The 24,273-nt window shown below is 69.6% G+C and carries 22 protein-coding genes; 9 read left to right on the top strand and 13 right to left on the bottom strand.

The features are described from left to right. Positions 1 to 160: 160 nt before the first annotated feature. Both AB0A90_RS02315 and AB0A90_RS02310 read left to right on the top strand, forming a co-directional pair. Positions 161 to 835 carry a hypothetical protein gene (locus AB0A90_RS02315; RefSeq protein WP_357240286.1) on the top strand — a complete coding sequence of 225 codons (675 nt, stop codon included), beginning with the start codon at positions 161 to 163 and terminating at the stop codon, positions 833 to 835. A 368-nt stretch (positions 836 to 1,203) separates the two neighbouring features. Further along, on the top strand, positions 1,204 to 2,058 hold the full coding sequence (locus AB0A90_RS02310) for a hypothetical protein (RefSeq protein WP_357240283.1): 855 nt from the start codon (positions 1,204 to 1,206) through the stop codon (positions 2,056 to 2,058). A 232-nt stretch (positions 2,059 to 2,290) separates the two neighbouring features. Here AB0A90_RS02310 and AB0A90_RS02305 read toward each other — a convergent pair whose 3' ends face one another. The 3 genes from AB0A90_RS02305 to AB0A90_RS02295 form a co-directional block, all read right to left on the bottom strand. Then, a complete protein-coding gene (locus AB0A90_RS02305) occupies positions 2,291 to 2,866 on the bottom strand; it encodes a hypothetical protein (RefSeq protein ID WP_357240280.1) in 576 nt (191 codons plus the stop codon). A 203-nt stretch (positions 2,867 to 3,069) separates the two neighbouring features. Further along, positions 3,070 to 4,062 (bottom strand): hypothetical protein, encoded by a 993-nt coding sequence (locus AB0A90_RS02300; protein ID WP_357240277.1) that lies wholly within the window; start codon positions 4,060 to 4,062, stop codon positions 3,070 to 3,072. 11 nt (positions 4,063 to 4,073) lie between these two features. Further along, positions 4,074 to 4,571: a sigma-70 family RNA polymerase sigma factor gene (locus AB0A90_RS02295; protein WP_357240275.1), complete on the bottom strand. Its 498-nt coding sequence runs from the start codon at positions 4,569 to 4,571 to the stop codon at positions 4,074 to 4,076. A gap of 364 nt (positions 4,572 to 4,935) precedes the next feature. Between AB0A90_RS02295 and AB0A90_RS02290 the strand changes: the two genes are divergently transcribed. Then, positions 4,936 to 5,112 carry a hypothetical protein gene (locus tag AB0A90_RS02290; RefSeq protein ID WP_357240272.1) on the top strand — a complete coding sequence of 59 codons (177 nt, stop codon included), beginning with the start codon at positions 4,936 to 4,938 and terminating at the stop codon, positions 5,110 to 5,112. 99 nt (positions 5,113 to 5,211) lie between these two features. On the opposite strand, the gene AB0A90_RS02285 is transcribed toward AB0A90_RS02290, so the two are convergent. The 3 genes from AB0A90_RS02285 to AB0A90_RS02275 all read right to left on the bottom strand — a co-directional run bounded on the left by AB0A90_RS02285 (position 5,212) and on the right by AB0A90_RS02275 (position 6,842). Continuing rightward, positions 5,212 to 5,751 carry an RNA 2'-phosphotransferase gene (locus tag AB0A90_RS02285; protein WP_357240269.1) on the bottom strand — a complete coding sequence of 180 codons (540 nt, stop codon included), beginning with the start codon at positions 5,749 to 5,751 and terminating at the stop codon, positions 5,212 to 5,214. Between the two features lie 289 nt (positions 5,752 to 6,040). Further along, complete coding sequence (locus AB0A90_RS02280) at positions 6,041 to 6,175, bottom strand: hypothetical protein (RefSeq protein WP_357240266.1); 135 nt, start codon at positions 6,173 to 6,175, stop codon at positions 6,041 to 6,043. A gap of 238 nt (positions 6,176 to 6,413) precedes the next feature. Further along, positions 6,414 to 6,842 carry a DUF4440 domain-containing protein gene (locus AB0A90_RS02275; RefSeq protein WP_357240263.1) on the bottom strand — a complete coding sequence of 143 codons (429 nt, stop codon included), beginning with the start codon at positions 6,840 to 6,842 and terminating at the stop codon, positions 6,414 to 6,416. Between the two features lie 66 nt (positions 6,843 to 6,908). On the opposite strand from AB0A90_RS02275, the gene AB0A90_RS02270 reads away from it, so the two are divergent. Then, positions 6,909 to 7,250 carry a helix-turn-helix domain-containing protein gene (locus tag AB0A90_RS02270; protein WP_357240670.1) on the top strand — a complete coding sequence of 114 codons (342 nt, stop codon included), beginning with the start codon at positions 6,909 to 6,911 and terminating at the stop codon, positions 7,248 to 7,250. A gap of 81 nt (positions 7,251 to 7,331) precedes the next feature. Here the strand turns inward: AB0A90_RS02270 and AB0A90_RS02265 are convergent, their stop codons facing one another. The 3 genes from AB0A90_RS02265 to AB0A90_RS02255 all read right to left on the bottom strand — a co-directional run bounded on the left by AB0A90_RS02265 (position 7,332) and on the right by AB0A90_RS02255 (position 13,924). Then, entirely contained in the window at positions 7,332 to 7,844 is a 513-nt protein-coding gene (locus AB0A90_RS02265; protein ID WP_357240260.1) for a hypothetical protein, read from the bottom strand. Continuing rightward, positions 7,834 to 9,633 (bottom strand): RyR domain-containing protein, encoded by a 1,800-nt coding sequence (locus AB0A90_RS02260; RefSeq protein WP_357240257.1) that lies wholly within the window; start codon positions 9,631 to 9,633, stop codon positions 7,834 to 7,836. The genes AB0A90_RS02265 and AB0A90_RS02260 overlap by 11 nt, the downstream gene beginning before the upstream one ends. 76 nt (positions 9,634 to 9,709) lie before the next feature. Continuing rightward, on the bottom strand, positions 9,710 to 13,924 hold the full coding sequence (locus tag AB0A90_RS02255; protein ID WP_357240254.1) for a HEAT repeat domain-containing protein: 4,215 nt from the start codon (positions 13,922 to 13,924) through the stop codon (positions 9,710 to 9,712). Between the two features lie 292 nt (positions 13,925 to 14,216). On the opposite strand from AB0A90_RS02255, the gene AB0A90_RS02250 reads away from it, so the two are divergent. Continuing rightward, positions 14,217 to 15,173 carry an SCO2521 family protein gene (locus AB0A90_RS02250; protein WP_357240251.1) on the top strand — a complete coding sequence of 319 codons (957 nt, stop codon included), beginning with the start codon at positions 14,217 to 14,219 and terminating at the stop codon, positions 15,171 to 15,173. Between the two features lie 6 nt (positions 15,174 to 15,179). Here AB0A90_RS02250 and AB0A90_RS02245 read toward each other — a convergent pair whose 3' ends face one another. The 4 genes from AB0A90_RS02245 to AB0A90_RS02230 all read right to left on the bottom strand — a co-directional run bounded on the left by AB0A90_RS02245 (position 15,180) and on the right by AB0A90_RS02230 (position 19,835). After that, positions 15,180 to 16,136 (bottom strand): SCO2522 family protein, encoded by a 957-nt coding sequence (locus AB0A90_RS02245; protein WP_357240248.1) that lies wholly within the window; start codon positions 16,134 to 16,136, stop codon positions 15,180 to 15,182. Positions 16,137 to 16,141: 5 nt separating this feature from the next. Continuing rightward, a complete protein-coding gene (locus tag AB0A90_RS02240; RefSeq protein ID WP_357240244.1) occupies positions 16,142 to 17,071 on the bottom strand; it encodes an SCO2523 family variant P-loop protein in 930 nt (309 codons plus the stop codon). After that, on the bottom strand, positions 17,072 to 18,913 hold the full coding sequence (locus AB0A90_RS02235) for an SCO2524 family protein (protein ID WP_357240242.1): 1,842 nt from the start codon (positions 18,911 to 18,913) through the stop codon (positions 17,072 to 17,074). Between the two features lie 130 nt (positions 18,914 to 19,043). Continuing rightward, positions 19,044 to 19,835: an SCO2525 family SAM-dependent methyltransferase gene (locus AB0A90_RS02230; RefSeq protein WP_357240239.1), complete on the bottom strand. Its 792-nt coding sequence runs from the start codon at positions 19,833 to 19,835 to the stop codon at positions 19,044 to 19,046. Between the two features lie 382 nt (positions 19,836 to 20,217). Here AB0A90_RS02230 and AB0A90_RS02225 point away from each other — a divergent pair, with 382 nt between their 5' ends. The 4 genes from AB0A90_RS02225 to AB0A90_RS02210 are packed head-to-tail and all read left to right on the top strand — an operon-like array spanning position 20,218 to position 24,216. After that, positions 20,218 to 21,759, top strand: coding sequence for a phenylacetate--CoA ligase family protein (locus AB0A90_RS02225; protein ID WP_357240237.1), 1,542 nt, complete (start codon positions 20,218 to 20,220; stop codon positions 21,757 to 21,759). Next, positions 21,756 to 22,202, top strand: coding sequence for a DUF4188 domain-containing protein (locus tag AB0A90_RS02220; RefSeq protein ID WP_357240234.1), 447 nt, complete (start codon positions 21,756 to 21,758; stop codon positions 22,200 to 22,202). Before AB0A90_RS02225 ends, AB0A90_RS02220 begins: the two co-directional genes overlap by 4 nt. Next, entirely contained in the window at positions 22,199 to 23,296 is a 1,098-nt protein-coding gene (locus tag AB0A90_RS02215; RefSeq protein ID WP_357240231.1) for a hypothetical protein, read from the top strand. The genes AB0A90_RS02220 and AB0A90_RS02215 overlap by 4 nt, the downstream gene beginning before the upstream one ends. Continuing rightward, positions 23,293 to 24,216, top strand: coding sequence for a hypothetical protein (locus tag AB0A90_RS02210; RefSeq protein ID WP_357240228.1), 924 nt, complete (start codon positions 23,293 to 23,295; stop codon positions 24,214 to 24,216). The genes AB0A90_RS02215 and AB0A90_RS02210 overlap by 4 nt, the downstream gene beginning before the upstream one ends. Positions 24,217 to 24,273: the final 57 nt, after the last annotated feature.

Genomic DNA, 24,273 nt, shown 5'->3' with positions numbered 1-24,273 from the left:
GTCAGTCCTCGACGTACGAAAGCAGGCGGCGAGCGCCGTCGGCTACCGCGAACTCCTCGTACAGCGGGTGGCCGGGTGATACCCACGCCGAGGCGACCCAGATGCCATCCGGACATCTTGCGGAGAGCGGGCCGACCACCGTGGTGTCTACGCTGCCCGGGTGAGCTACGACCTGTACTTCTGGCCGTCTGGGGCTGCCGATGACCCTCGCCGGCTGGCGGACAGGCTCGCGGATGAGAAGGCCGGTGGTCTGGTGCCGGACGAACGCGTTCTGGCTTTTCGCACCGAACTCTTACGTCGATGGCCGGACCTCGCCGACATGATTGCGCCATGGCACAGCGATGTGGGCTGGCGGCAGCCATGGGGCGACACAGGGCTCGCCGATCGATTCGTCGGCCTGACCCTGCCCTACGGCTGGGAAGACTTGAGTGCGCTGCCTGTTCTGGCCGGATCGTTCGGCCTCGACTCGTACGATCCGCAATCGGAACGGTTGGTGCCGCCCGGATCGCTGCCACCGCACAGGGCAGTCCGCGACGACGTGGCGCAGGTCGAGGGATGGGTGACCGAGGAGAACGTCGTTCGGTTGCTCAGGCAGATCAGCGTCTACGTCGGGTATGCGTACGACGATCTGGACGAGGCGGCGCTGGTCGGCGCACTCGATGACACCGACGACGACGCAGCCGACGGCTGGTTCGAGTACCCGCTGGCAGGCACGCCCATGCTGGTAGTTCGGCTGGCGCTGTCACCCGGCAGCACAGTGGTCAGTGTCCGCGTGGAGGGCGCCATGGATCTGGTACTGGCTACACGGATAGAGACGGCGCTGGACCTGCTGTAGCCACTCCCAGGAACAGCAAGCTGTGCGTGTCGGGATCTGCCGCACCCTCTCCCGTAGAGTGCCTGCGTGCCGGACGATGCCAACGCCCTGCGCCTTCGCTGGGCGATGCTTGGGGCGCCCTTGGCGACGGTCCTCATGCTTGGCGTGGTCGTCGTGGCCGGGACGGCCAGGGGTAGTGATCCGGACGTGTGGATGCGTCCGGTGGTGCTGGCTCCGCCCGAGCCTTGCGGCGGCGGTGCGCCACTTCGCACCTGCGGTGGACATCGTTGACATGGGCTGAGGGTTCGTCGCCAAGTGAACGCAGGCCTCAGGCTGGGAGTGGTCAGAGCGCGTCTGTGGTTGGCGACTATGCGTGGCAGGATGCGCCCGTGCGTCCGCGGCTGTTCCTCCTGTCTGCTGCGGCTCTGTGTGCCGCCGTCCATGTGGCAGGCGTCCTGACCGCCCGTCCGGTCTGGCGCTACGCGGAGCTGTTGAGCGTCGGTTTCCTCCTTGCTTGCGCCGTGGTCAGCCGATCGCCGACTTCGCGCTGGCCGCTGGGGGTAGCCCTCGCGGTCCTGCTCGTGGACGCGGTCCGGACGATGCCGGCCGCTGGGGACAGCGATGGCGACGGCTGGAAGGTGCTCGTGCCCGGCTCGGCCCGGGAGGCACCATCCGCCTTCGAGTCGGGGCTCGCCCTCTGTTGGCCTTCGTTGGTCGCGGTGGTGGTGCTGCTCGTTGCGTGGCGCCGCAGTGGCTGGCATCGGCAAACCGCGGTGCCCGCTGGTGTGCTGGCAGCGCTGATCGCCGGCTATGCGGCCTTCCGTATCGTCAGTATCTGGCGTGCCGTTGCTGCTGAACCTCGGCGAACGGCCGGCACCGAGGTGGCCGATCTGGTGATGGCCGTGAGCATGGCGGTCCTGCCGCCCCTGGTCCTCGGGATTACCGCGCTGGCGCTCGCCTCGGCGCTCGCCGGCCACGGTCGACGGCTCGCCTCGATGGGCGCGACGTTGCTGGCCCTCGTGGCGCTGCCGCTGATGGACACAAGCGTTGGCATGGTCGCGATGCCCCTGTCGGTAGGCAGTGACAGCGGCTTGTTCGCCTGGGCGGGCATCACGCCCACCCTGTCCATGCCGCAACCGATGCTGGCGCTGACGATGGCGGTCGAACTGACCGCGTACCTGCTGCTGGTCGCCGGCCTTACTGATTCACCCGATCCGGTGGATGCGTCGCCGGCCGAGGCTTGAGAGCGTCGGCGTTGGTGGAAGACTGGTGGAGCCGATGACCCCGTCGCTGGCCGGGTCGGCTGTCCGGCGGCCGTGCCGCCGGCATTGCAGTGGCTACGGCCGGAAACGCTTACCGTGGAGCGGCTTCCGGACCTCGGCTCCAACGCGATGCTGACGTAGCCCGGCCCCCTGCACGTGGCGGCGGTGATCTGTGCGCTGGCGCAAGGGCAGGTCACTACGTCCAGCCCGGTGTTCAGCTGTTTGAGGACGCGGGCTTGTGGCTCTCAAAGGAGGAGGCGGCGCGTTGCTGGAGACGGTCGGATTGGGAGACTGATCCACCGCTCACACCAAGGCCGCGCCGGGCGGCATGATAAAAGCCGTCACGTCGCGTGTTGGCCTGCTGAACGAGTTCGGATAGCGGCTCGGAAGTCTCCTCGACGCCACGGGCCCGGTGCTCGAGCCTCCAGACCGCCTCTCGCCAGTCTTGCGCTGCAGCGACGGTGCTGGCATCCCCAAGGAGCAGGAGGTTTTCCCATACCAGGGTGTGCCTGATGTCGGCGTCGGCGAGCCGAGGTAGCGCCGCGGCTTTGTCCAACCCCGAGCGATACCGGTCACCGACCGTCGTGGCCAGGACTTTCAGGGATACCGCCTGGATCTCTTTGAGTACCTGGGCGAACTCGCTGTACGCCTCCATTCGCCGATCGTCCCATCGCGCGGCCTGACTGCGTTTCCACTGGCTTCTGCTGGACAGGAAGGTTGCCAGACCTGCGCCAAGGGCACCGACAACGACGCCCAGTAGTGCCGGTAGCTGTGAGACGAAAGCGTCCATCAGCTCAAGGGTGCCATGCAGCGGCAACTCAAGGTCGGCATCAGATCCGCAGTCGACGAGTGGGTTGATGGCCTACAGCACCGGAATGGCATCCACCGGCGTCCGAATGTCGGATATCGCCGCGGAACCAGGCGCGAATGTGGGCGCGACGCGTGCGCGCCGTCCACGTGGTGCGGACGGCGCGCACGGTGCAGGACCGAGGGTCAGAAGCTGCCGGCCTTGACGTCGGCCACCGTCACACGGGAGACCTCGAAGGTTCCGGCAATGGAGGTTCCCGTCTCCGGGGAGTCCATCTTGGCGCTGATCGGTACCCCGCTCTCGGCGTTGATGATCAGCACCTCTTGGGTGTCGTCAGTCCACACCTTGGCGGTGATGGTCAGGGTGGGCTGCCCGCCGGTCGTCGAATCCACGACGGTGACACCGGGGATGGTGGAGGTCAGGCGAAGCACGCCCGCCCGTACCTTCGGATCGCCTCCCCCTGCGGAGAGCACGTCGACGCTGTTGACCCAGAGGTGATTGGCGGCGATGCGCTCCCGGTCCTCATCCGTAAGCGGAGACGGGTTGGCGACCCCCTTCTGCCGAAGGATCTCCATTCGCCTTTCCTCGGCGCCGGCAGGGGGCTTCCCCTCGTCGTACACGGAGTTGATCATTTGCTCCCGGGCTTCGGCGAGGTCGCCGGTTACCGCGTTCCGCGCCGCCGCCACCCCACGGGTGTGGAAGCCGTTGCCGAGGTTCTCGCCACGAGCGATCACCCGTGGGAGTTCGTTCCTGGCCTCCGTGTAGTAGTACTCGCCGCCGTCGGTGTACAGGTGGTACCGGGTGCGAGATGGCACGGTGCCCCGACGGACATCGACCTTCTCGATGATCAGCGACGCGTCGCCCGGCAGCGAGGCGTTGTCCGCGGTGAGGTTGGCTGCCAGGGACACGAGCTTGATGTTGCCTGCCGGTGCCCCTGAGGCGGCCCCGGCGTGATTGTCCGTGCCGGTCGGAGCCGGGGCCGTGCCGGATCCCGTGGCCATCGGCAGGGCCAGTGCGAGAGCGACCACGGCCGCGACGCCGCCGCCAGCGGCCAGGCCGAGCACCCGGCGGTTGCGTCGCCGGGCCCGGCCGCGCTGCTCGATCGCCTCGACCGGGCGATCCATCTGTACGTCGGAAAGGGTTTGTTTCACCGCGTCCCACACCTCATTGTCATTCATGATCGAATCTCCTAACGGGCTGCGGGCGCGAGCTGCCCCCGCAGGGTTGCGGTGGCACGGGACAGATGGACGGCCACGGTTTGGGCGGAGATGCCCAACGCCGCAGCCACGGACCTGGTGTCCAGGTCGAGCCAGATACGTAACACGACCACCTCACGCTGCCGCTGCGGCAGCCGGCGAACGGCGGCCAGGAGAGCGTCATTCGGGTCGAAGTCGTCCTCGATGAGAGACGCTCGCTCGTGGCCGTCGAGGGCCACCTCCCGCCGGCGTCGCCGCCACCAGGACACCCGGATGTTGAGGGCGGTGCGCACCACCCACGCCGCCGGTGCCGGGTGCTGGCTCAACTGTCGCCAGGAGGCCCAGGCCCGCGCGTACGCCTCAGCGACCAGATCCTCGGCCAGCGCGCGATCGCCCGTACCAGCTAGTACGGCGCGCAGGCAGTTGTCTCGGGACCGCTGGTAGAAGTCCGCGAAGTCCGTCCGTTCTCGTTCCACACGGGGTTTACGCATCAGCGCCCCGATCCATTTACTTCCACGGAAAAATCTTCAGTTGATCATGAGGTTAGCGGTGACAAATGGGTTGAATCCTACGTGAACGTCCTGATCGACGGGATGTCGATCAGTTGGTGTCGGACGGAGCAGGCGTCGGGAGACCGAAGCTCTGCGGTCTGCGCCGCGAGGGTGCCGGAGGTGATCAGGGCACCACTGCTGACCAGGTGCCGGGAGGGTCGGCGGGCTCTGGCCGACGCCAAATGAGCACCGCCCGAGGTGACAGGCAGCCACCGATCAGCGCCGCCAGTCGCCCAAGGTGCGGCGAAGGCCGCCCGGCTTGCGGGCCCGACGAGCAGCAGCCCGGAAGACGACGGATACTCGCATGATGACTGAACCGGATCTCGACCCCGAACAGTATCCGCCCATCGATCCGCGTGAACCGGTGCCCGACGACCCGGGCGTCCTTCTGCCTGGCGCGCCGGACGAACTGCCCGAAGCTCCGACCGAACCGATGCCAGACGACGGTGGCAACGCCGGCGGCGTGCGCGAGCCGGCATAGATCCGTCCGCGATCGAGCGGGCGCCGCATGTCTCGTGCCGCATCCCCTTCGAGGCCGCCCGCACCCCGCACCGAAGAGCGGTCCGGGCCAGGCCGGGGCTCAGTCGAGCAGATAGCCGGCCGGGACGGCGTCGGTGAGCCAGACACCGTTGGCACTGCGGTGGAACACGTGCCCGGCGGCGGCCATCGCCGCCGCGTCGACGGTGAGGATCACCACCCGACCGGCCCGTCGGGCGCCGACCCGGTGGGCGGTCTCGGTGTCGGCGGAGAGATGGACGTGATGCCGGCCGCCGCGGTGCAGGCCGGTGGCCCGGATCGACTCCAACGCACCGGCGCTGGTGCCGTGATAGAGCCGGTCCGGTGGGGTCACCGGGGGCAGCCCGAGGTCCACCGGGACCGAGTGACCCTGGTTGGCCCGGATCCGCAGCACCCCGTCGGTGCCGCGCTCGACAGCGAACCGCTGCTTGTCGTTGCCGGCGACGACCGCGTCCAACTCGGCCCGCTCGATCCGTAGGGCGGTGAGCAGAGCGTCGACGGGGGTCCAACCGGCCGGGTCGAGCACCAGGCCGGCCCGGTCAGGGGCGTGCCGGAGCGCCTTCGACATCCGTTTGCTCAACTTCACCAGGCGCTCGCGTTCCACGGTGGCATTGTGGTCGATCCAGTCGTTCGAATCGAGAGGTTTTCCGGCGACACCGCCACCGGGTTTCCCCCCGGTGGGCCTGGCGGGTACGGGCGGCCCGCTCCGACCTGTCTACTGAAAAGGCGGGCCACCCCGAAGGTCCTCGCGTCCCGGACCGCAAGGAGGTCGACTTTGGTGCCCTGAGCGGCCCCTGTCGTAGCTCTACGGCAGCAGCGGCAGGTGGGGATCCGACAAACGTCAGCCCCCACCTTCATCGCCGCATTCTGACAATTGGGCGATGCTGCCGGCGTCAGCGCCCGGTGGACACGATGTTCGAGGATTGCCCGTTCTGCTCTTCGCGCTTCAGGCGCTTCGCAGTCTGCTTCTCCTTGGTCGTCTTACCCTTCTTCTTGACGTTCGCCTTGGTCGTCGAGTCCTTGGACATGATCGAACCTCCTGAAACAGGTCGGTGAACGTGCAGAGTGGTACTCGCCTGATCGCGGCGTGCTGACAGAAGACCCACGCGGCGGGCGCGCAAGTCCTCCACTGCACGCCGACCCTACGCTGTTCCAGCTCCTGCCGACGGTGGGAAGTGCCTCAGCACCAGGCGAACCAAACCACCCCCACGGCGGCTGCGGTCAGCAGCACCACTGGCGCCAGCGGCAGGACGCAGACGTTTGCCGCTAATCGTGGTGAGTCTCCGGCTCGGCAGTGCCGAACGGGTTGTCGATGATGTACCGCCAGCGGCCGTCGGGACCGCGGCGGGCCACGTCGGTGGCGGTGCCTTCGATGTGTACGGGACGGCCGTCGTGATCGGTGCCGTCAATGGTCCAGTCGACGATGAGCAGGGCGATGTCGTCGGCCACGTAGACGTGGCGGGGCCGTACGTCGATGGGGAGCCCGAGGTCGAGGAGGCGCTGATTGGCGGCGATCCGGGCGGCACCGGTGACGGGCTGACCCGGGACGGTGACGAGTAGGCCTTCGGGTTCGTAGACCTGCTCGACTGCGGCGACGTCCCCGGAATTGAAGGCGCGGGCGAACACCGACGGGTGGTGGGCCGCGCTGTCGCTGAGTGGGACACTCGTGGAGTGGGTGTCGAGATCGCTGGACATGCCGACAGTCAAGGCGCTGGGCGCGTAGGTAACCAAACGGTGAGCGGCGCCTGGGATCGTGACCTGGTGCCGGACCAGCGGGGCGCGACCCGCCGGCCGGAGCCCAGTTGCCCCGTCGAGGTTGCCCTGGCCGCGGTGAGCGGCCGGTGGGCGACCCTGGTGCTGCGGGAATTGATGCACGGCCCGCGATCGTTCGGCCGACTTCAGGCGGCGCTGCCCGACCTGAGCGCCAAGGTGCTCAGCGAGCGGCTCGCGGCGCTGACCCGGCAGGGCCTGGTCGAGCGCGACCGCTCGCGCACCTTCCCGCCGAGTACCTGCTACCGCCTCACCCGCGCCGGTACGGAGCTGCGCCCACTGCTCGTCGAGCTCTACCGCACCGGTGACGCGCTGTTGCGCGAGCGGGCGTGAGAGCTCAGCCACGCACCGAGTCGAGTCCGCGACGACCGATGGACGGACCGCCACTGGTGGCGCCGACAGCGGACCGGCCCGTCAGCCCTCGGTGGGCGTTCGGCGGGCACCGGCGGGCCAGAGGATCGTGGTCGGTACGCCGTGGTGCCGCGCCCAGTCGATGGTCCGGTCCGTCGACGCGGGGTGACAGCCCGGTTTGCCGTCCCACACCGCCACGAGTCGCTGCACCCGTCGGACCAGCTCCCGGTTGGCGACCACGTAGGCGGCGGTGCCCGAGCGGTCGTAACCGGTGTGCACGACCGCTGCCGCCCGGTCGAGCAGCTCGTCGAAGGCCAGCCGATTCTCCGGCCTGATCACCGCGACCCGGTAGTCGCGGGCCGGCAGGACCACCTCGTAGGTGCCGCCCAGGTCGAGGATCGTGCGCGCGAAGACCTGGTCCGCGCCGGCCGCCAGGCAGGTCACACCGTGTACGGGCCGGTCGCTGATCCGGCCCAACTCGACGCGGAGGGCGTCGGCGACGAGCAGTTCGGTGTCGCGGGTCAGGTTGATGTGCCCGGTCACGCCGACGCGGACCGGGCCGAGGTCAGGCGGCATCCCTCGGGCCTCTCCGCTGCGCGGGCACCGGGGGTGTCAGCCGGATCAGCTCGAACCCGCTGTCGGACAGCACGTCGGGCAGGGCCCGGATCCCCTCGCGGTTCTGCTCCTGCACCTCGGACGGCAGCTCCTCCCACGGCCGCAGGGCGGGATGCCGCCGCTGGACGTCGTCACGCGGGTCGCCGTACGTCCAGCCGTCCCCGCGCCGTTCCCGGCACCACCGGTCGTGCTCCAGGCGGGCGAGTTCCTCGATCCGGTCGTCGATGGCCTGCCCAGCCGCCGAGGCGTCACCGGTGCCACCGTGGCGGGGCGCCACGACGCAACCCAGGTCCAACAGCTTGGCGGCGATGTCCTGCACGTGGGCCCGGTTGGCCCGCCGCAACGACTCGGGTAGTCGTGACCAGTCCACCATCGCCGGGGCACCGCCGAGTCGTACCCCGGCGCGCTGCTGGGCCTGGACGTACCGCTCGTGGATCAGCCGGGCCAGCCGCTCGGTGAGGTCCTCGGCGATCAGCCGGGCGTCGCAGGCGTGGGTGAGCACCGGATACAGGCGGAGCTTGCCGTGCACCTCGTCGAGCAGGTCGTGACGGGAGTCGCCGTGGAAGGCCGCAGCGAGCGCCGCCTGCCGGTAGACCGGCACGAACACGGCACTCTCGGCGCCCTGCCACAGGGCGGGCGTGTCCAGTACGAACTGCAGGCCGCCGATCTCGTCCGGTGCGCAGACGTAGATGCGGTCGTAGCGGTCGCGGCCGAGACCGACGACACCGTCGAGATCCAGGTCGTACGCGGTCAACTGGCAGACGGTGGCCAGGAACGGGTAACGCGACGACGCCAGCGCGATCTCGGCGGCGGCATCCGGTGCCACCACGTCCACCCGCAGGGGTGGCACGGCGTGGCCCGCGGGGGTGTCGGCTCGGGATGCGCGCCAGTGTCGGGCGGTCTCCACCAGGAGGGCCCGGCGGAAGGTGCCGGTGCCCGCGATGAGGATCCGGGTCGGTTGGTCTCCCGCGCTGGGCAGCGGGTGGTGCCGGTGCAGTGCGCGTGCGGCGACGTCGTCGACGTGGAAGTAGTCCAGCCGCAGCCGGCTGGATCCGGCGGCACCAAGTCGTCGGGCCTGCAGGGACAGGCACATCTCCGAGTCGTGGACCAGGATGTAGACCCGTGGTGGTTGCCGTCGGTCCTGGATGAGCCGGTTGGCGGTGTTGGCGATCGCGTGGTTGCGGTCGTCGTCCTCGCTACAGGCGTAGATGGTGTGGGCTCGGGGCAGGCCGGCGCCGCGCAACACCTCGGGGCTGGTCGGGTCGCCGACCACGCCGAGGTACCGGCGCCACCGGTACTCCAGCGGCCCGAACGGTTCGGAGCGCACCACCACCACACGTTCACCGTCGGCGAAGAGCCGGTCGGCGAGCATGTGGGCGAACTGGGAGTCGCCGCAGACCAGGACGTGACCACGTGCCCGCCGGGCGCGCAGGCGGCGACTCTCGGCGGCCAGCAGCAACCGGCTGGCCTCGGCCACGGCGAGGAGCGTGAACAGCGGGGCGGCGAACCGGGCGACCTGCAACTGCCACGGGTAGGGACCGGCGTCCTGGAAGGGTTCGGCGCCGAAGACGAAGAGTTGCAGGTCGTAGTAGAGCAGGTCGTACGGATCGTGGGCGACGTCCGGTCGGGCCTGGAGCAGGCGCTCGAAGCCGACATAGCCGAGGACGAGAGCGGTCAGCCCGATCACTCCGAAGAGGACCCGCAGGCTCCAGCCGGTCGGGCGGGACGAGCCGGCGACCGGATCCGTCATGAGCTCATGGTATTTGACGAGGTCGATCGGACCGTCGCTTGACGCGCACGCGTGTGCACCTACGGCTCCGGGTCGATCACGGAAAGTCGTCGGGTCGGGTGTCGGGCAGCGTGGCCAGCAGTTGTCCGGCCAGCCGCCGCACCGCGCCGTCGTCCTCCTGGTGCGCGAGCCGCACGAGCACCTCCCGGGTCCGGGTGTCCCGGTCGTAGTGACGGGTCAACGCGAGCAGCGCGGTCCGGCGGATCTCCCAGTCATCGTCGTCAGCCAGCCGCAGCAGCAGGTCCCGTACCCCCGTGCGGCCGGCCAGGGTGGCGCCCAGCTGCTCGACGGCCCGGCGGCGGACCTCCAGGGCCGGATCGTCGCGAACCAGCCCGACCAGCAGCACCTGAACCTCCGGGTCGGCGCCGAAGTGCTCGCCGAGCGCGGCGGCGATGCGGGCGCGGATCGCCGGGTCCTGGTCCGACAGGCGGCGCATGAGCCGCAGCGTCACCGCCATGGACGCCGAGCCCTGCTTGGTCAGACAGCGCACGGCCGCGTCGAACACGGTCGGGTCGGTGTCGGACTCGACGCGTTCCAGCAGCACGTCGGTCACCAGTTCCGGGCTCCCGTACGCGCAGAGGGTCTGCACGGCGGCCAACCGGATGCCGACGTAGCTGTCTCGGCGGGCCCGCCGGCACAGTGTCTCCATCAGGCCCGGGGCATCGCCGTGGCGGGCGAGCGCCTGGGCGGCGGCACACAGCACGTTCGGGTCGGGGTCCCGACTGACCTGGTCGGCAAGGCACTCCCGCACCTCAAGGTCGGGTGGGTCGGCGAGACGGGCCAGGCTGCGGGTGACCCGCAGCCGGACGATCGGGTCCCGCTCCTGGGAGGCGCGGCCGATGAGCAGATCTCGGGTCGCGTGGCCGAACAGCGGTCGCCCGGTGAGCAGGTCGACCGCGGCGAGCCGGACGCTCGCGGTCGGATCGCGTCGAGCGCTCTCCAGCAGCAGTTCCCCGGTGCGGTGGTCGGGGTAGGCCTCGGCCAGCGCGCGCACCGCCGCGAGGCGTACCGTCGCGTCCTCGTCGACGTGAGCCGAGCGGGCCACCACGGTCCACCCGGTGTCGTCGGCGCGGTCCCGGTCGATCAGAGCGGTGACCGCGGCGGCCCGCACGGAGGACTCCTCGTCCTGCTCGATCTGATCGATCAGCCGGGCCCGGCAGCGCCCCTCCGGGTCGGGGACGAGCGCCAACCGCTGCACGGCGACCGCGCGGACCCTTGCGGACGGGTCCGAGCAGGCCAGCTTCAGCAGCAGCTCGGTGCTCTCCGGGCTGGGTCGCTCGGGCAGCAGCTCGATCAGAACGCAGCGTCGGACCTCGTCCGGGGCGTCGCCGGTGACCCGCTGCAACGCCGTGCTTCGTGCGGTCTCGGCGTACTCCGGCAGAACCAGCAGACCCTTCAGCACGCACTGCACCACACCGGGGTCGGTGTCGGTGGCCAGCAGCCGCTGCATCGTCTCGGGTGCGTCCGGCAGGTCGGCGCACCGCGCGGTGAGCACTCCGGCGGCGGCTCGCCGCACCGCGGCGGCGCTGTCCCCGGTGGCCCTGGCCAACACCTGGCGGACGTCGTCGGAGAGGTCGGACCGGGTGCCGAGGGACTGCACGGCCAGCGCCCGCACCGCGAGATCGGGGGAGTGGGCGAGGTCGCGCAGCACGTCCACGAGGTCGAGGTCGGCGCCGAAGTGGGCGACCAGTGCGCGTACGGCGGCCTGCCGCACCGCGGTGGATACCTCGGCCTGCGCCTGGGCGAGCAGCATGTCCCGGCATCGGCGACTGCTGCCGCCGGTGGCCTCGAGGCGGCCGGCGGCCTCGGCCAGCCCGGCGACCAGGGTGAGGTGGGCCTGCCGCTCGCGACCCTGGCCCAGCTCCCGGACGAGCAGGTCCTCGATCTGCTCCTCGGCGGTGGACAGCACCGCCGCGATCCGGGTGGCGAAGGCAGAGCCGGATCGCCAACTGGTCCGCACCCCACGGCGGCGGTACCAGTGCAGGAAGATCTCCCGGCCGGGCCAACTCGGGCCGAGCGCCCGGATCGAGGACAGCAGCTCCTGCTCGGTGAGATCCACCAGGTTCGGGTCGTCGGCGGAGATGCCGTGCTCGATGAGACGTACGACCTGGCGCAGCACGGCGTCGCCCGCCCCGGCCAGTTCGGCGGGCTGCGGCGCCTCGGCCACGCACTGCGCCGCCAGCACCAGGTTCCACGGCGGCCCGGTCAGGTTCAGCGGCGGCCACGGTTGGGTGGCCTCGGTGGCGAGCAGGGTGACCAGCTCGTTGGCGATCTGGGCGGGCAGGGCGCTGGCGACCAGTCGAAGCACCTCCCGCCACGACGGATCGGCCCAGTGGTCGCGAAACAGCGAACGCAGACGACCGAGGCCCCAGTTGGCCTTGTCGTGTTCGCACCTGTCCACGATCTCTTCGGCACAGAAGAACTCCAGGAACGCGCGGTGCACGAACCCGAACAGTCGCAGTCCGTACCGTTCCAGGATGAAACTTCGCTGCCGCAATTTGTCGATCATCGAGTAAGCCATGGCGAGCGCCCGCTCATTCTCGAAACCGTAGAACGCGACGAGGTGATCCCGGAAGATGCGAGCCAGTTCGTCGGATTCAATGTAGTTACCGGCGGGGCCGGACTCGCGGACCTGCATCCAGTACGCCAGGTGACGCAGCAGCCGACGCTTCGCCTGCAGGTCCAGCGACGGCACGTCGCCGTGGCTCTCGCGCAGTTGCTTGGTCACATCCCACTCGGAGATCAGTACGTCGGTCACGTGGGCGTAGAGCCGGCGTCGGTTGCGCGGCAGCGGGTGACCCCGGCCGACGATCGCCATGAGCATCAGCAGCAGGGGGTTGCCGGCGATCTCGCGCATCGCCCGGGAACTGCCGACCACGTCGAGGATCTGCCGCCGCTGTCGTTCTGCCTCCGCGGCCGGTGTGGGCATCACGTAGCGGTACCAGTTGCCGAGAAACCTCGCGATCTGCTCGTCGTCGAGATCCTCCAGGGTGAAGTGGTCGAAGCCCGCGTTGGCAAGGGTGTGCCTCTGGTAGCCGGCCACCCGCGAGGTGACCACGGTCAGCACGCCCGGGTATTCATTGGCGAACGTGGCGATCTGCGCGGCCACCTCTTCGCGCTGCGCCGGGTCGAACACCTCGTCCAGGCCGTCGAACAGGAACAGCGCCTGGCCGCCCTGGCGCAGGTACGCCTCCAGCACGTCCTGGTCGATACCGGCCAGCCCCTGCTGGTGGCGGTGGCCGACGTAGTCGAGCAAACCGTCGCACCGGCCGTCCCCGTGATGGGTGGCGTAGGAGCGCAGCTCGATCAGGACGGGGAGGTACCGGTCCAGCGCGCTCAGTCGAGGCTCGACGCAGACCCCGGCCAGCGTCAGCGCCAGGTACCGCGCGGCCGCGGACTTGCCCGAGCCGGGGTCGCCGAGCAGCATGATCGTGCGCCGGCCCGGGTCGGACACCACGTCGAACAACGACAGCTCGTCCTTGGCGGCGTACTCCTCCCAGAGCCGTTCCACCTCCGCCGGGTTGACCACCCCGGGCAGCCCGCCGACGTCGTCGCCCGGTGTGGAACCGGCCCAACGCCACCACGCCAGCGGCATCTCCGGTCGCGCGTCCTCGTGGACGCGCGGCTCCACGAACACCTTGGGCAGCCCGACGGTGAGGTAGCCGATGGTGGGACGCGGTGAGACCGCGTCCACCGAGACGGCCTGGTATCTCAGCGACAACTGCTTGTAGTACTGGTTGCGGACGGCCGTCGGCAGGTGGGTGTCCGGGTCGGCGGGTTCGCGCGCCGGGGACCTGCCACTGCGTACGTCGGCCAGTGCCGCGGTCACCTTGGCGGTGAGGTCGTCCACGCCGGAGAAGAAGGCGCAGAGGTGGCGCTCCTTGAGCTCACGGCGCAACGCGACGATCTGCTGCCAGTCGGCGTCCCGGTCGATCATGTCGACCGGCCAGGGCGTGTCCTCCGCGAGCAGGAACACCAGGCAGGGCTTTCCCGCCGCGAGCGCCTCCCGGTATTCCAACTCGGTGATCGAGGACTCCTGGCCGGGCGGCCGGAACCCGTACCGCCAGGCGAACAGCCCGACGTAGAGGTCGCACCGGCGCACGTCGGAGAGGCAGCGTTCCAGCGGCGGCCGGATGTCGGCGCCGTACGCCTCCATGGCCACGTCGTCGATCTCCAGACGGCGAGCCACGGCGTGCACGGCAGCGCGGTATTCCAGCAGGTCCTTTTGGGTGGCCGAAATGTAGACCTTCATGAACGGCAAACTCCAGGGGGTGGCTGGCGACCGCACCATTGAAAATATCAGCCGCTGTCACGTCCGTCCGACCGCGAACACTCCGAACGCCGGCCGTACATGGGATTCCCGCCGACCCCAGGCCTATGATGGCCATCAACAGATACGGATCCGGGCGGTCGAATCTCGTAATCGTGTTTCGGTTGTCCGGTGCGGATCCGTGTCCGTGCCGGTCGCGAGGGTGTACGTCAATCAGCATGAGCCGCATACCGCGGGATGAGCGCGGGTCGGTGGCAGCGTTGCGGAGGAAGCCATGCTCACGGTCGGTGAGGTGCACACCAGCCTTCTGCAGCACAGCACGGCGTTGGCCCAGGAGCAGAGCGCCGAGGTGCTCAGCCTGATCGAGGGGGAGGCCGTGCTCACCTCCCGGCGGCCATCGCTGTACGCGGTGTCACCCGATGTCCGCACCGGTGTCGACTGCTGGCTCCCGAGTGCCAGGAAGCGCCAGTTGCGGGGGGTGGGAGCCGTCGTCACCCGGGCCGTCATCACCGGCGGCCGGATCGTGCAGGCCTCCTCGGTCATCCACGTCGTCGCCGGCGAGCGCCGCCAGCCGTGGTCGCACTATCTGGCCAACCCCGGCGTCCTGGAGACGGTCGGCAAGCTGGACGTCGCCGACCTGAGCGCGGGCTTCCTGCAGGGCAACAACGCCGACGTGCTGAACCTGGAGGCGATCACCGGCCGGGTGCTCGACGGTGTGCAGATGTCCGAACTGCTGGATCGTCGCCCGCCCCTGCGCACCGCCCGCACCCGGCTGCGCTGGACCGCGCAGGCCGACGAGCGTCCGAACCGGGACGTCTCGGCGGTGGTCACCGTGGACTCGCCCACCCTGCGGACGGTCGAACTCGTGCTCGACCCGCAGGACGTGCCGGCCGCCGTGGCGGGGCTCTGCGAAGATCTCGCGTTGCACGACTGGCTGCTGACCATGCTGTCCTCGCTGGTGGAGTCCGCGGTCACCCGATCGGCCTCCGGGCAGGAGCACGTCGAGCGGCTGCGGCCGGTGCTGGAGCACCTGTTGCACCTGTGGCTGCCCGGCGCGCGGGTGCACCCGCGGCTGCGGCCGATCTGGGACCAGTTGGAGCAGGTACCCGGGTTCAGCCGTCAGTGGAACTCGTCGGTCAACTGGATCCGGGATCAGATCAGCGTGAGCAACATGGCGCTGCTGCGCGACCTGGCCGGCCGGGTGACCGTCGACGAGCCGTGCGGGCGTTGAGCGCGCTCAGTCGCCGATGAACACGTAGCTCAACCGGTCGACCAGCTCGCTGGGCAGGTGCAGGCCCTCGCCGCCGGCCCGTTTGGCGACCTGCTGCGCGACCGCCGGCGGCACCGCCACCTGGCCGAGGATGGTCCGTACGGCCAGCTCCACCGGCAGGTACTGGGTGCCCATCAGGGTCAGCGTGCGATACGCGCAGAACGGCGCGGCCGCCGGGTTCAGCTGGACGATCGCCGGCAGTTCGTCCCAGTCCGTCGGCAGCTCGCCGGTGAGCCGGCACGGCTGCGTCATCGTCTCGCCCTGGTGCCGGAGCACGCCGAGTCGGGTCATCTGCCAGACCGAGGCGAGCAGGGCGCAGGCCCACACCCGGGCGTCCGACTCGTCGGACCAGAGCTCGATGTCGACGAAGATGGAGTGCCGGGGATCGCCGGACTGCAACGGCGGAGACCACGGACGTGGCAGGGTCATCGCCGGCGCGTCGACGTGCCCGGGGGACCGCTTACCGTTGGACAGCCAGCCCGACTCGATCAGCGGCGGACGACTCCCGGTGGTGTGCCGAGGTGGTTCGACCACCAGTGTGTCGACCACCAACCGAGCCAGCTCGGCACCGTCGTGTCGGGCGAAGCTGGACTCCCGGGCCACGTAGTCCAGGATCAGGCCGTTCTCTGCCGCGGCGCTCTGCACCTGCGGGATCACCTCGCGGGGGGTGCCGAAGCGGTGGAAGTAGTCGTCCAACATGAAGCAGGTGCTGATCCGCGGCTCCCGGTGTGCGGGCAGCCCTCGTCGGGCCAGAGCCGGGATCGCGGCCGACCAGTCCGCGATCCGCTCGAACTTGCGCCTGAGCTCCGCACACCCGTCGCCGAAGTCCTCCGCGTAGAAGTGCCCCAGCTCCACGGACAGATGCGAGTACGCCACGCTCTCTGTACGTCGCACCGCAGCTGCCTCCTGGAACCTGACATCCATGCCGATCACGCCGTGTCCCATGCCGTCTCGTCGAAAAGCTTCTCGGTCAGGTCAACGAAGGCGTCCACCGTCTTGACGTTGGCAATCTTGGCTTGCACGTCGTGATCGGAGATCAGCTGCTCGCGCCACTGCAGCAGAGGATCCAGCGGCACCATGCCGAGCAGCGTCGTACGCCCGACACCCCGTCGTCGGGCCAGCTCCGACAGCTCCACGTCACACTTGCGCAGGAAGGCCTGCTGGGCGAGGCCGAGGTGGCCGACCTCCGGACCCCGTGAGTCGATCACCGCCGTACGGATGAAGCGCAGCGACTCCCGTAGCTTTTCCGGCTCGTGGCCGTACTCCTTGCCCATGGCCACGATCCCACCCGCCTCGAAGGCCAGGTCCGCCGCTGCGGTGACGTGCTGGGGAGTCCACCTGTGGAAGACCAACCAGCGCACGGCGACCTTGCGCAGGGTCGAGGTCGCGGTGGCGGCCAGCGCGATCTGACTGGCGTACGACCGGCCGGCGCTGAGGTCCACCAGGGTCAGGTCGAACTCCTCCTCCAGGCGGAGGAAGAGCTCGGCGCAGCGCTTGGCGATGTCGTTGGTGAAACCGAACTCGCTGCCGTTGCGTTGCCCCGGCAGGAGCACCAGCGGACCGGACCCGATGGGCCGCTGCCGCAGGCTGGCACGTTCGGAGGTGCCCCACACGTCCAACTGCTCCGGCGACGGGATCTCCCCGCGCAGATACCGGTGCAGGCCGCCACCGTTGGGCCCGGCGCCCTCCACGCCATTGACGGCCTGCGGAATCTGGAACGTGATGCCGGCGGTCGGCGAGCCGAAGTCGTAATCCAGGTAGCAGGTGGGGCGACCGGACAACGCGCTGCGGTAGGCGATGTTCGCCGCGGTCACCGACCGCCCGGTGCCGCCCTTGTGTGACGTGACGAAGACCAGCATTCAGATCCCCTCGCTGGCCTTCTGCTGCCCGGTGGCGACGTCGTTGAGCAGCAACAGGAGAGTGTTCACCAGAGCGGCCGCCGTGCCGGGGCGCTCGTCGACGAGCAGCTGCGCCCGGCCCAGGCTGGCTCGGATGCTGCGCATGCTGCGTTGCATCGCCTCACCGTCGAAGGTGCCGCGCATCAACTCCCGGTCGAACAGGTATTCGGCCTCGTCGATGAGGTCCTGCGCGTAGCCGGCCAGCCGGCCGGCTCGGGGGAACGGCCGCTCCCACAGCAGCTGACCGGAGGTGACCAGCGCCTGCACCACCCGCTCGGTCAGATACCAGGAGGGTGCGTCCGGCTTCGGCGCCAGGCCGGGAAAAGCACCACCGGCGTGGTCCCACAGCCCCTGGTGCCGGCCGTCCGGGATGCGTCGCAGCAGCAGGTGGTCCCACACCTCGTCGGCCAGCTCGAGCAGTTCACTGCGCCGGCGGGCGTTGCTCAGCAGACCGGCGACGGTGGCCGCCCGCTGGAGCAGCACCGTGGAGAACTCGTTCACGTTCCACGTCATGATCGGCTTTGACGTGTCGTCGTTCAGGGTCACCCGCTTGCCCGGCGCGTGCACGAACAGCGCCGGTTCGCCGGGCGACGCCCGCCGGGTGATCCGCGCCCGCTGCGCCAGTTCCACCAGCACCGAGGCGATCCGCCCGAGCTCCTCGTCACCGCCGCGCCCGACGGCGATCAGGCCCTTCACCGCCAGCGACGTGGCCTGGAGGGTGTAGTAGTCGGTCCGGTCACCGTCGGTCGTCCGCCAGGGGATGTCCTCGATGGGCCACCGCCGTCGGTTGCCGAAGGTCGCCACCGTCGCCCAGTACGTCCGGGTGAGCTCCCAACGCAGTTGCAGCGCTCGGGACAGCCGCTGCTGCTCCTCGTTGAGCAACCCGAGCAGCCGGGTGCGTTCGGAGTTCAGGTCCTCGATGGCGTCCATCGCGATGACCGTGAAGTAGAGGTAGGGCGCGTTCTCCGCCGTGCCCGCACGCTGCCGGCCGATCGGCTCGGTGGTCGGCACCTCCTCGGCCCCGGAGATGAGCCCCCACGACCAGCCGCACTCGAACAGCATCTCGCTGTTGTCCAGGTCCTCGGTCACCCGACCCGACCCGATGATGACGCTACGCAGACTCGCCATGGTGTCCCGCAACTGCTCGCGCAGGGCCGCCACCAGCTCGCGGCGCGGCAGCTCGTCCTGGTTGACCATGTCGCACAGACGAATGCCGTACTCGTCGGTGGAGGTGAAGACGAAGGTGCTGAAGCTGCGGAGCAGGCCGACCATCGCCGCCGTGAGGCGCACGCTCGCCATCGTGTCCAGTTCGTCCAGTTGCGCCAACAGGTCGCGCCGCTGGGTGGAGCCGCGGTAGACCTTGACGAAACCGATCGTCGCCAGCGTGAGGGTGACCGACACCGCGAACGAGTCGACGATGTCCAGGGAACGCTGCTCGTCGGTGAGCTCCGGGCCGCCCTCCAGCGGGGTGAGGTAACTGCCCCCGGCGAAGATCGGAGTGCCGGCGTCGTCGGTGTACCGCCGGAAATAGTCGATCATCACGCTGAGCAGGCGGCGGGGAATCTCGATCGCGCCGCCGAGCGGGCTGAGCGCGTCGATCACCTCTTCGTCGGCACGGTCCGGGTCGTCCAGTGACAACACCGGGACCTTGGCCGCGGGGAGCAACAGGGTCAGCAGTTGCTCCGCGTCGCTGATCGAGTTGCTACCACTTCGGCTGCCCCAGTGCCATTCACCGTTCGCCCAGCAACTGCGAACCGTAGCCCGCCAGATGTCGAGGATCTCCTGGCGCGGCTGCATCCGCATGATCCACCGCCGTCTGTTGTAGTCGTCGACTCGAAACCGCTGGTATTGCCGTGCCCACGATGGCGTACAGCATCATGGTAGCGGGCCAGTCGAGTGCCACTTGAAAGGCTTCGACGGACGCGTGTCGGCGCTATCCGCGGGTACGGCCGGTGGCCAGCAGCATGCTCAGATAACCGTCGCGCAGCGGCGGCTTGGGCCGCACCTCGTGGACGTCCAGGTCGTACGCGCCGGCCGCGATGCTGGCCACCACGTCGGCGCGCTGCAGCGCCACCGCCGGGAACATCCGCCGACCGACGCTGTAGCCGAGCGACCCGAGCATGACCGTCACGGCGAAGGGCGACCCGGGCCGCAGTGCGTCCAGAAACCGACCGATCGCGTACTCGGCCTCGGCCCGGTCGGCCGAGATGGAGCAGGCCACGAAGAACATCGTGCCGGCGCTCCAGGCGTGCCTCGGCAGGGTGAAGACGCTGGCCCGCACCACCCGGCCCACCTGCGCCAGGCGCCGGCGCGGGTCCGCCAGTGCGGCGTACGCCGGGTGCTCCGCGCACACCCGCCAGTACGGGTCCCAGAGCTCGTCGTAGCTGTCGACCTGGGTGCGCAGCCAGTCCACGTTCGCCGTCGACCACTCACACAGGTCGACGGCCTTCGCGAACGGCAGAAGCGACAGCGCCGGGTACAGATTCGCTCCCGACCCCACGTCGACGCACCGCGCGTCGGAGAGTTTCGCCTCGGCGAAGAAGTCTCGGATGCGGCAGAGGATCTCCCGATCGTCGGACCGCAGATCCGCGTAGTTGTGCCGGACATAAGCCTGCGGGTCGAAGCTGTCCCACTCGACGTCGGAATTGACCGGCCTCGGTGACTGAATTGGCGAGCGTGGTGTCGACTCACCGCAACCGCCCCCAGTCGCCGGGGTCAACGCCATAGACGGGCCTCCATCGGGTTGGCGGATCACCGTGGTCGCTGAAGCGGCGCTCACCGCACTGCCCATTATGTAGCAGAGGTGGTGTTGGCTCACAAGTGTAGGAACTTCACCATCGGCCGGGAATGACGACGACAGGACGGTGGCCGGATGGCGAGCAGCCGACCAGCACCCCATCCGGCGCACGTACCCAGACCTGTACGACCCGGTGTCCAATATCCGTCACGACGAACAGCGTCGCGGTCGCTACCACTGGGACGGCTATCCGCTGACGCACATCGACACCACTGCCGGGATAGCCGAGCCGTTTGGCGTGGCCCGATACTCAGGCCAGCTGAGTACCCGCCCTCAGGTGGCCGGCTCGACCGACCAATAGTGTTGCCGCGTGGTGACATTCCTGCGTCGGTGGACCCTGCGGGCCGCAAGCTTCGCCCTGACCTGGCTCTACACCCTCTACCGGATCCACCCGGCGGTGTGGCGGCTCACGGCACGTCAGTACCGGCCCTACATGGGCCGCTTCGCCCGGCTGCACGCCTGGATGACCTGCCAGTTCGCCGCGATCGACGTGCCCGCGTACGGCGATTTCCTTCGCCGCCACCACTGGCGGTTCCGCTGGTTCGATCTGTCGTCCTACCCGCCCACCGACAAGCGGTCGTACGTGCAGGCGTACCCGGAGGCGCAGCGTTGTCGGCACGGGGAGATCGAGATCGCCGGCAGCGTGGTCGACGAGTCGTCGGGCTCGTCCGGGCAGCCGTTCAACTGGATCCGCAGCCGCCGCGAGCTGCGCTCGGTGCACAAGAACCTGGCCGGCTACGCGACGATGGTGTTCCCGTCGAAGCGCCGGTTCGTCATCAACGCGTACTCGATGGGCGCCTGGGCCACCGGCACCAACACCGGCATCGCCATGTCGAAGATCGCCATGGTCAAGAACACGGGACCCGACCTGCGGAAGATCGCCGACACCCTGTCGCACTTCGGCCCCGGCTTCGACTACATCGTCACCGCCTACCCACCGTTTCTCAAGCACCTCCGCGACAAGCTCGACGCCGATGAGTTCCCCTGGGCCGACTACCGCATCAGCGGACTGGTCGGCGGTGAGGGGATGACCGAGGCACTGCGCGACTACCTGGAGGAGCGCTTCGTCAAGGTGCGCTCCGGCTACGGGGCCAGCGACCTCACCATCGGCATGGCCGGGGAGAGCGACTTCAGCGTCTGGGTGCGCCGACAGCTGCGTACCGACGCCGCACTGCGGACCGCCCTGCTCGGCGCCGGCGAGCACCGGCTGCCGATGGTCTTCCAGTACAACCCGCTGGAGACCTACCTGGAGACCACAGCGGACCACGAGGTGCTCTGCACGATCAACTCGACGGCGGTGCTCAATCCCCGGGTCCGCTACAACATCGGCGACGAGGGCCGGCTGATCTCGTACCCGGATGTCCTGGCCGCGATCACCGACCCCGCGGCGCGGGCCGCCGCGGACCGTGCCTGGCAGGTCGACCGGATGCGCCTACCACTGCTGTTCCTGTACGGCCGCAAGGACAGCACGATCTCGTACATGGGCGCCAACATCTACCCGCAGGACGTCGAGTACGGCCTCTACGCCGGCAATCCCCAGGCCCACCTGCTGCAGAGCTTCTGCCTCGCGCTGACCGAGCAGGCCGACCTGGAGAGCCGGCCGGTCGTCAACCTGCAACTCCGCGAGGGCCGGACGCTCGACCCGGTGCAGCGGCGAACCCTCACCGACACCTGCCGCGCGGGAGTGCTGCGCCACCTCGCCGAGGTCAGCCGGGACTTCGCCGAATCCCTCGCCGAGGACCCGTCCGCGGCGGACCTGCGGGTGGAGGTCCACGAGTACGGCACCGGCCCGTTCGCCGACGCCGCATCCACAATCAAGAACGTCTACCTGGTGAAGGGCGTGCCGGCATGAGGACGACCGACTTCTCCGCCGCGCCCGCGGTGGGCCAGGCGACAGCCATGTTCGTCGGCGCCACCCGTTACCGGGGGCCGCGTTCGATCCTCACGCTCACCCGGACCTGGTTCCGGATGGTCCGGCAGATGAGACGAATGGACGGGTACCGGTGGCACACCGTCTATTACCAGTTCCCGTTCACACTCGGCACCATCGCCTTCTTCAGCGACCGTGACGCGCTCCTGACGTTCGCCCGCAGCCGCCACCACCGGGACCTCATGTGCTGGGTGACCGATCACGGCACGACGAACGCGACAGGCGGCTACATCCGCCTCTACAACGCCGAGCCCGAGGGCTACAGCAACGGCATCTGGCGCGCCGAGTCCGACGGCATGGCGCACATACCGACCTTCACCCCGCTCTCACGTGAGACGTCCGGCCCGCCGGTGCACCGCGCATGAGGCTGGAACCCGTGCAGTCGCGGGCCGACCTGCGGGCATTCGTCGACTTTCCGCTCCGACTCCACCCGGCCGACCGGTACGTACCCCTGGTGTCATCGGTCATCGCGGCCCACCGCGGCGCGGCCGAGCTGTTCGTGGTCCGCGACCGACGCGGCGAGGTCGTGGGCCGCACCAGCATGCACCGCAGTGCCCCCTTCGACGCCAAGGTCGGCCCGCGGCAGCTGTTCGGGCACACCGAGTTCGTCGACGACGACGCCGTCTTCGCCGCCATCATGGACGCGGTGGAGACCCGAGCCGGCGGTCGACCCCTGTTCGGGCCGGTGGCCCTGCTGCCCAACCAGACCGGCGGGGTGATCACCTCAGGCTTCGCCGACCGTGGCTTCGTGGACTCGGCGTGGAACCCCGCCTACTACCCGGACATGTACGAGCGGCACGCCTTCCACCGTCGCTTCGAGGCCGACACCTGGCTCGTCGACCTCGACGGTACGGCCACGGGTGCGGCGCTGGCCGTCGACGCCGACCATGGATTCGCCTTCGACGACGCCCGGATGACCGCCGAACAGCTCGTCATCCGGCACGGCTCCAGGTGGCACCTGCGCCGCCAGCTGCCGATCCTGCGCCGGATGCTCAACGCGAGCTTCGCGCAGTTGGGCTACTACACCGACATCTCCGCCGAGCAACTGGCGGAGCAGACCGACGGCCTGGCGTTCCTGCTCGACGAGGCGCTGCTGCTCTGGCTGGAGAAGGCCGGCCGACCCGTCGCGTTCGTCGTCACCGTGCCGGACATCTCCGAATACCTCATGTGCGTCGGCGGTCGGCTCGGCGTCCGCAATCAGCTCCGGCTCCTCGCCACCCGCGGCCGGTACCGGCGGGACGCGGTCCTCATCATCAAGGGCACCGTGCCCGACGAGCAGGGCAACGGGTACCTGACGCTGCTGTCCCGGGAGTTGCACCGCAACCTCGCCCGCAACGGCTACCGGACGCTGCGCAGCACCTTCGTCGAGCGGACGAACGTCGCCTCGGCCGCCCAGTACCGGCGCGCGGGTGGGCGGCCACTGCACGGGTACACCTTCTACGAGCGAGGAACCGTGTGAACTGGGTCGAGCAGCTGCGGGCCACCGAGGCGATCTGCCGCCGGGCACCGAGCGCACACAACACGCAGCCGTGGCGACCGGAGTACCACACCGACAAGATCACCATCGACGTCGATCCCGCCTGCCGCCTGCCCGACTCCGACCCGACCGGGCGGGACCTGACCCTCGGCATCGGCGCGTTCGTCGAGACCTGCCTCATCGTCTCCGCCGAACTCGGCCTCGCCGTCACCGTGGCGCCCGGTCCACGACTGGTCCCCGCGGCCCACCGGTACGCGACTCCGTTCACGATCGCCGACATCGAGGCCCGCCGGGTCGCCCGCGGCCCCTACACACCCGGGTACGTCGACGACGCCGTCCTCGCCGACCTCGAACCGGGGATCGCACACGTCCCGACCCGGGATCTCGTAGCGGACCTGGCCGTCGCCGACCGGTGGATGTTCGGCACACCTGCCGTCGCGGTCGAGCTGCGGGACTGGCTGCGCCTGAGCCCACGCCACCCTCGATACCACCTCGACGGACTCACCGACCGAGCGCTCAACCTGTCCCGGACCGAGGCGCGCGTCCTGTCCGCCGCGCTGCGCGCGTACCCGGTCACCCGCCGACTGGGCCTGCCGGCGCTGCTGGCCGCCAGCGGTCGCGGCCTGTTGCGCTACGACGGCAGCGTCCTGGTCCTCCTCGCCGCCGCCGACGACGACCGGATCAGCGCCGGCCGACGCCTGCTGCGGACGTGGCTGACTCTCGCCCGGCACGGGCTGGCGGTCCATCCGCTCAGCCAGCTCATCGACTGCCCCGCGACCGCCGGTCGGCTCGCCGAGCGGGTCGCCGGCCTTCCGCTCGCGGTCTTTCGGGTCGGCCGACCCCGCACCGCCCCGGTCCGGTCCGCCCGACGCGGCGAGCAACCGTCGACCCAGCCGCAGTAGCGCCAGTCGTGGGTAGCGGTCACGGTGACAGCAGTTCCCGCAACTGACCGCACGTAC

The organism is Micromonospora sp. NPDC049204, from assembly GCF_040647935.1.
Lineage (GTDB): Bacteria > Actinomycetota > Actinomycetes > Mycobacteriales > Micromonosporaceae > Micromonospora.
The sequence above is the reverse complement of the archived record's forward strand: the minus strand, read 5'-3'. Positions and strand labels throughout refer to the sequence as shown.

Excerpts from the sequence above, each read along its gene's own strand:
- AB0A90_RS02305 (WP_357240280.1), bottom strand. The coding sequence starts at position 2,866 with ATGGACGCTTTCGTCTCACAGCTACCGGCACTACTGGGCGTCGTTGTC.
- AB0A90_RS02300 (WP_357240277.1), bottom strand. The coding sequence starts at position 4,062 with ATGAATGACAATGAGGTGTGGGACGCGGTGAAACAAACCCTTTCCGAC.
- AB0A90_RS02295 (WP_357240275.1), bottom strand. The coding sequence starts at position 4,571 with ATGCGTAAACCCCGTGTGGAACGAGAACGGACGGACTTCGCGGACTTC.
- AB0A90_RS02290 (WP_357240272.1), top strand. The coding sequence starts at position 4,936 with ATGATGACTGAACCGGATCTCGACCCCGAACAGTATCCGCCCATCGAT.
- AB0A90_RS02280 (WP_357240266.1), bottom strand. The coding sequence starts at position 6,175 with ATGTCCAAGGACTCGACGACCAAGGCGAACGTCAAGAAGAAGGGTAAG.
- AB0A90_RS02275 (WP_357240263.1), bottom strand. The coding sequence starts at position 6,842 with ATGTCCAGCGATCTCGACACCCACTCCACGAGTGTCCCACTCAGCGAC.
- AB0A90_RS02265 (WP_357240260.1), bottom strand. The coding sequence starts at position 7,844 with ATGCCGCCTGACCTCGGCCCGGTCCGCGTCGGCGTGACCGGGCACATC.
- AB0A90_RS02260 (WP_357240257.1), bottom strand. The coding sequence starts at position 9,633 with ATGACGGATCCGGTCGCCGGCTCGTCCCGCCCGACCGGCTGGAGCCTG.
- AB0A90_RS02255 (WP_357240254.1), bottom strand. The coding sequence starts at position 13,924 with ATGAAGGTCTACATTTCGGCCACCCAAAAGGACCTGCTGGAATACCGC.
- AB0A90_RS02250 (WP_357240251.1), top strand. The coding sequence starts at position 14,217 with ATGCTCACGGTCGGTGAGGTGCACACCAGCCTTCTGCAGCACAGCACG.
- AB0A90_RS02245 (WP_357240248.1), bottom strand. The coding sequence starts at position 16,136 with ATGGATGTCAGGTTCCAGGAGGCAGCTGCGGTGCGACGTACAGAGAGC.
- AB0A90_RS02240 (WP_357240244.1), bottom strand. The coding sequence starts at position 17,071 with ATGCTGGTCTTCGTCACGTCACACAAGGGCGGCACCGGGCGGTCGGTG.
- AB0A90_RS02235 (WP_357240242.1), bottom strand. The coding sequence starts at position 18,913 with ATGCGGATGCAGCCGCGCCAGGAGATCCTCGACATCTGGCGGGCTACG.
- AB0A90_RS02230 (WP_357240239.1), bottom strand. The coding sequence starts at position 19,835 with ATGGCGTTGACCCCGGCGACTGGGGGCGGTTGCGGTGAGTCGACACCA.
- AB0A90_RS02220 (WP_357240234.1), top strand. The coding sequence starts at position 21,756 with ATGAGGACGACCGACTTCTCCGCCGCGCCCGCGGTGGGCCAGGCGACA.
- AB0A90_RS02215 (WP_357240231.1), top strand. The coding sequence starts at position 22,199 with ATGAGGCTGGAACCCGTGCAGTCGCGGGCCGACCTGCGGGCATTCGTC.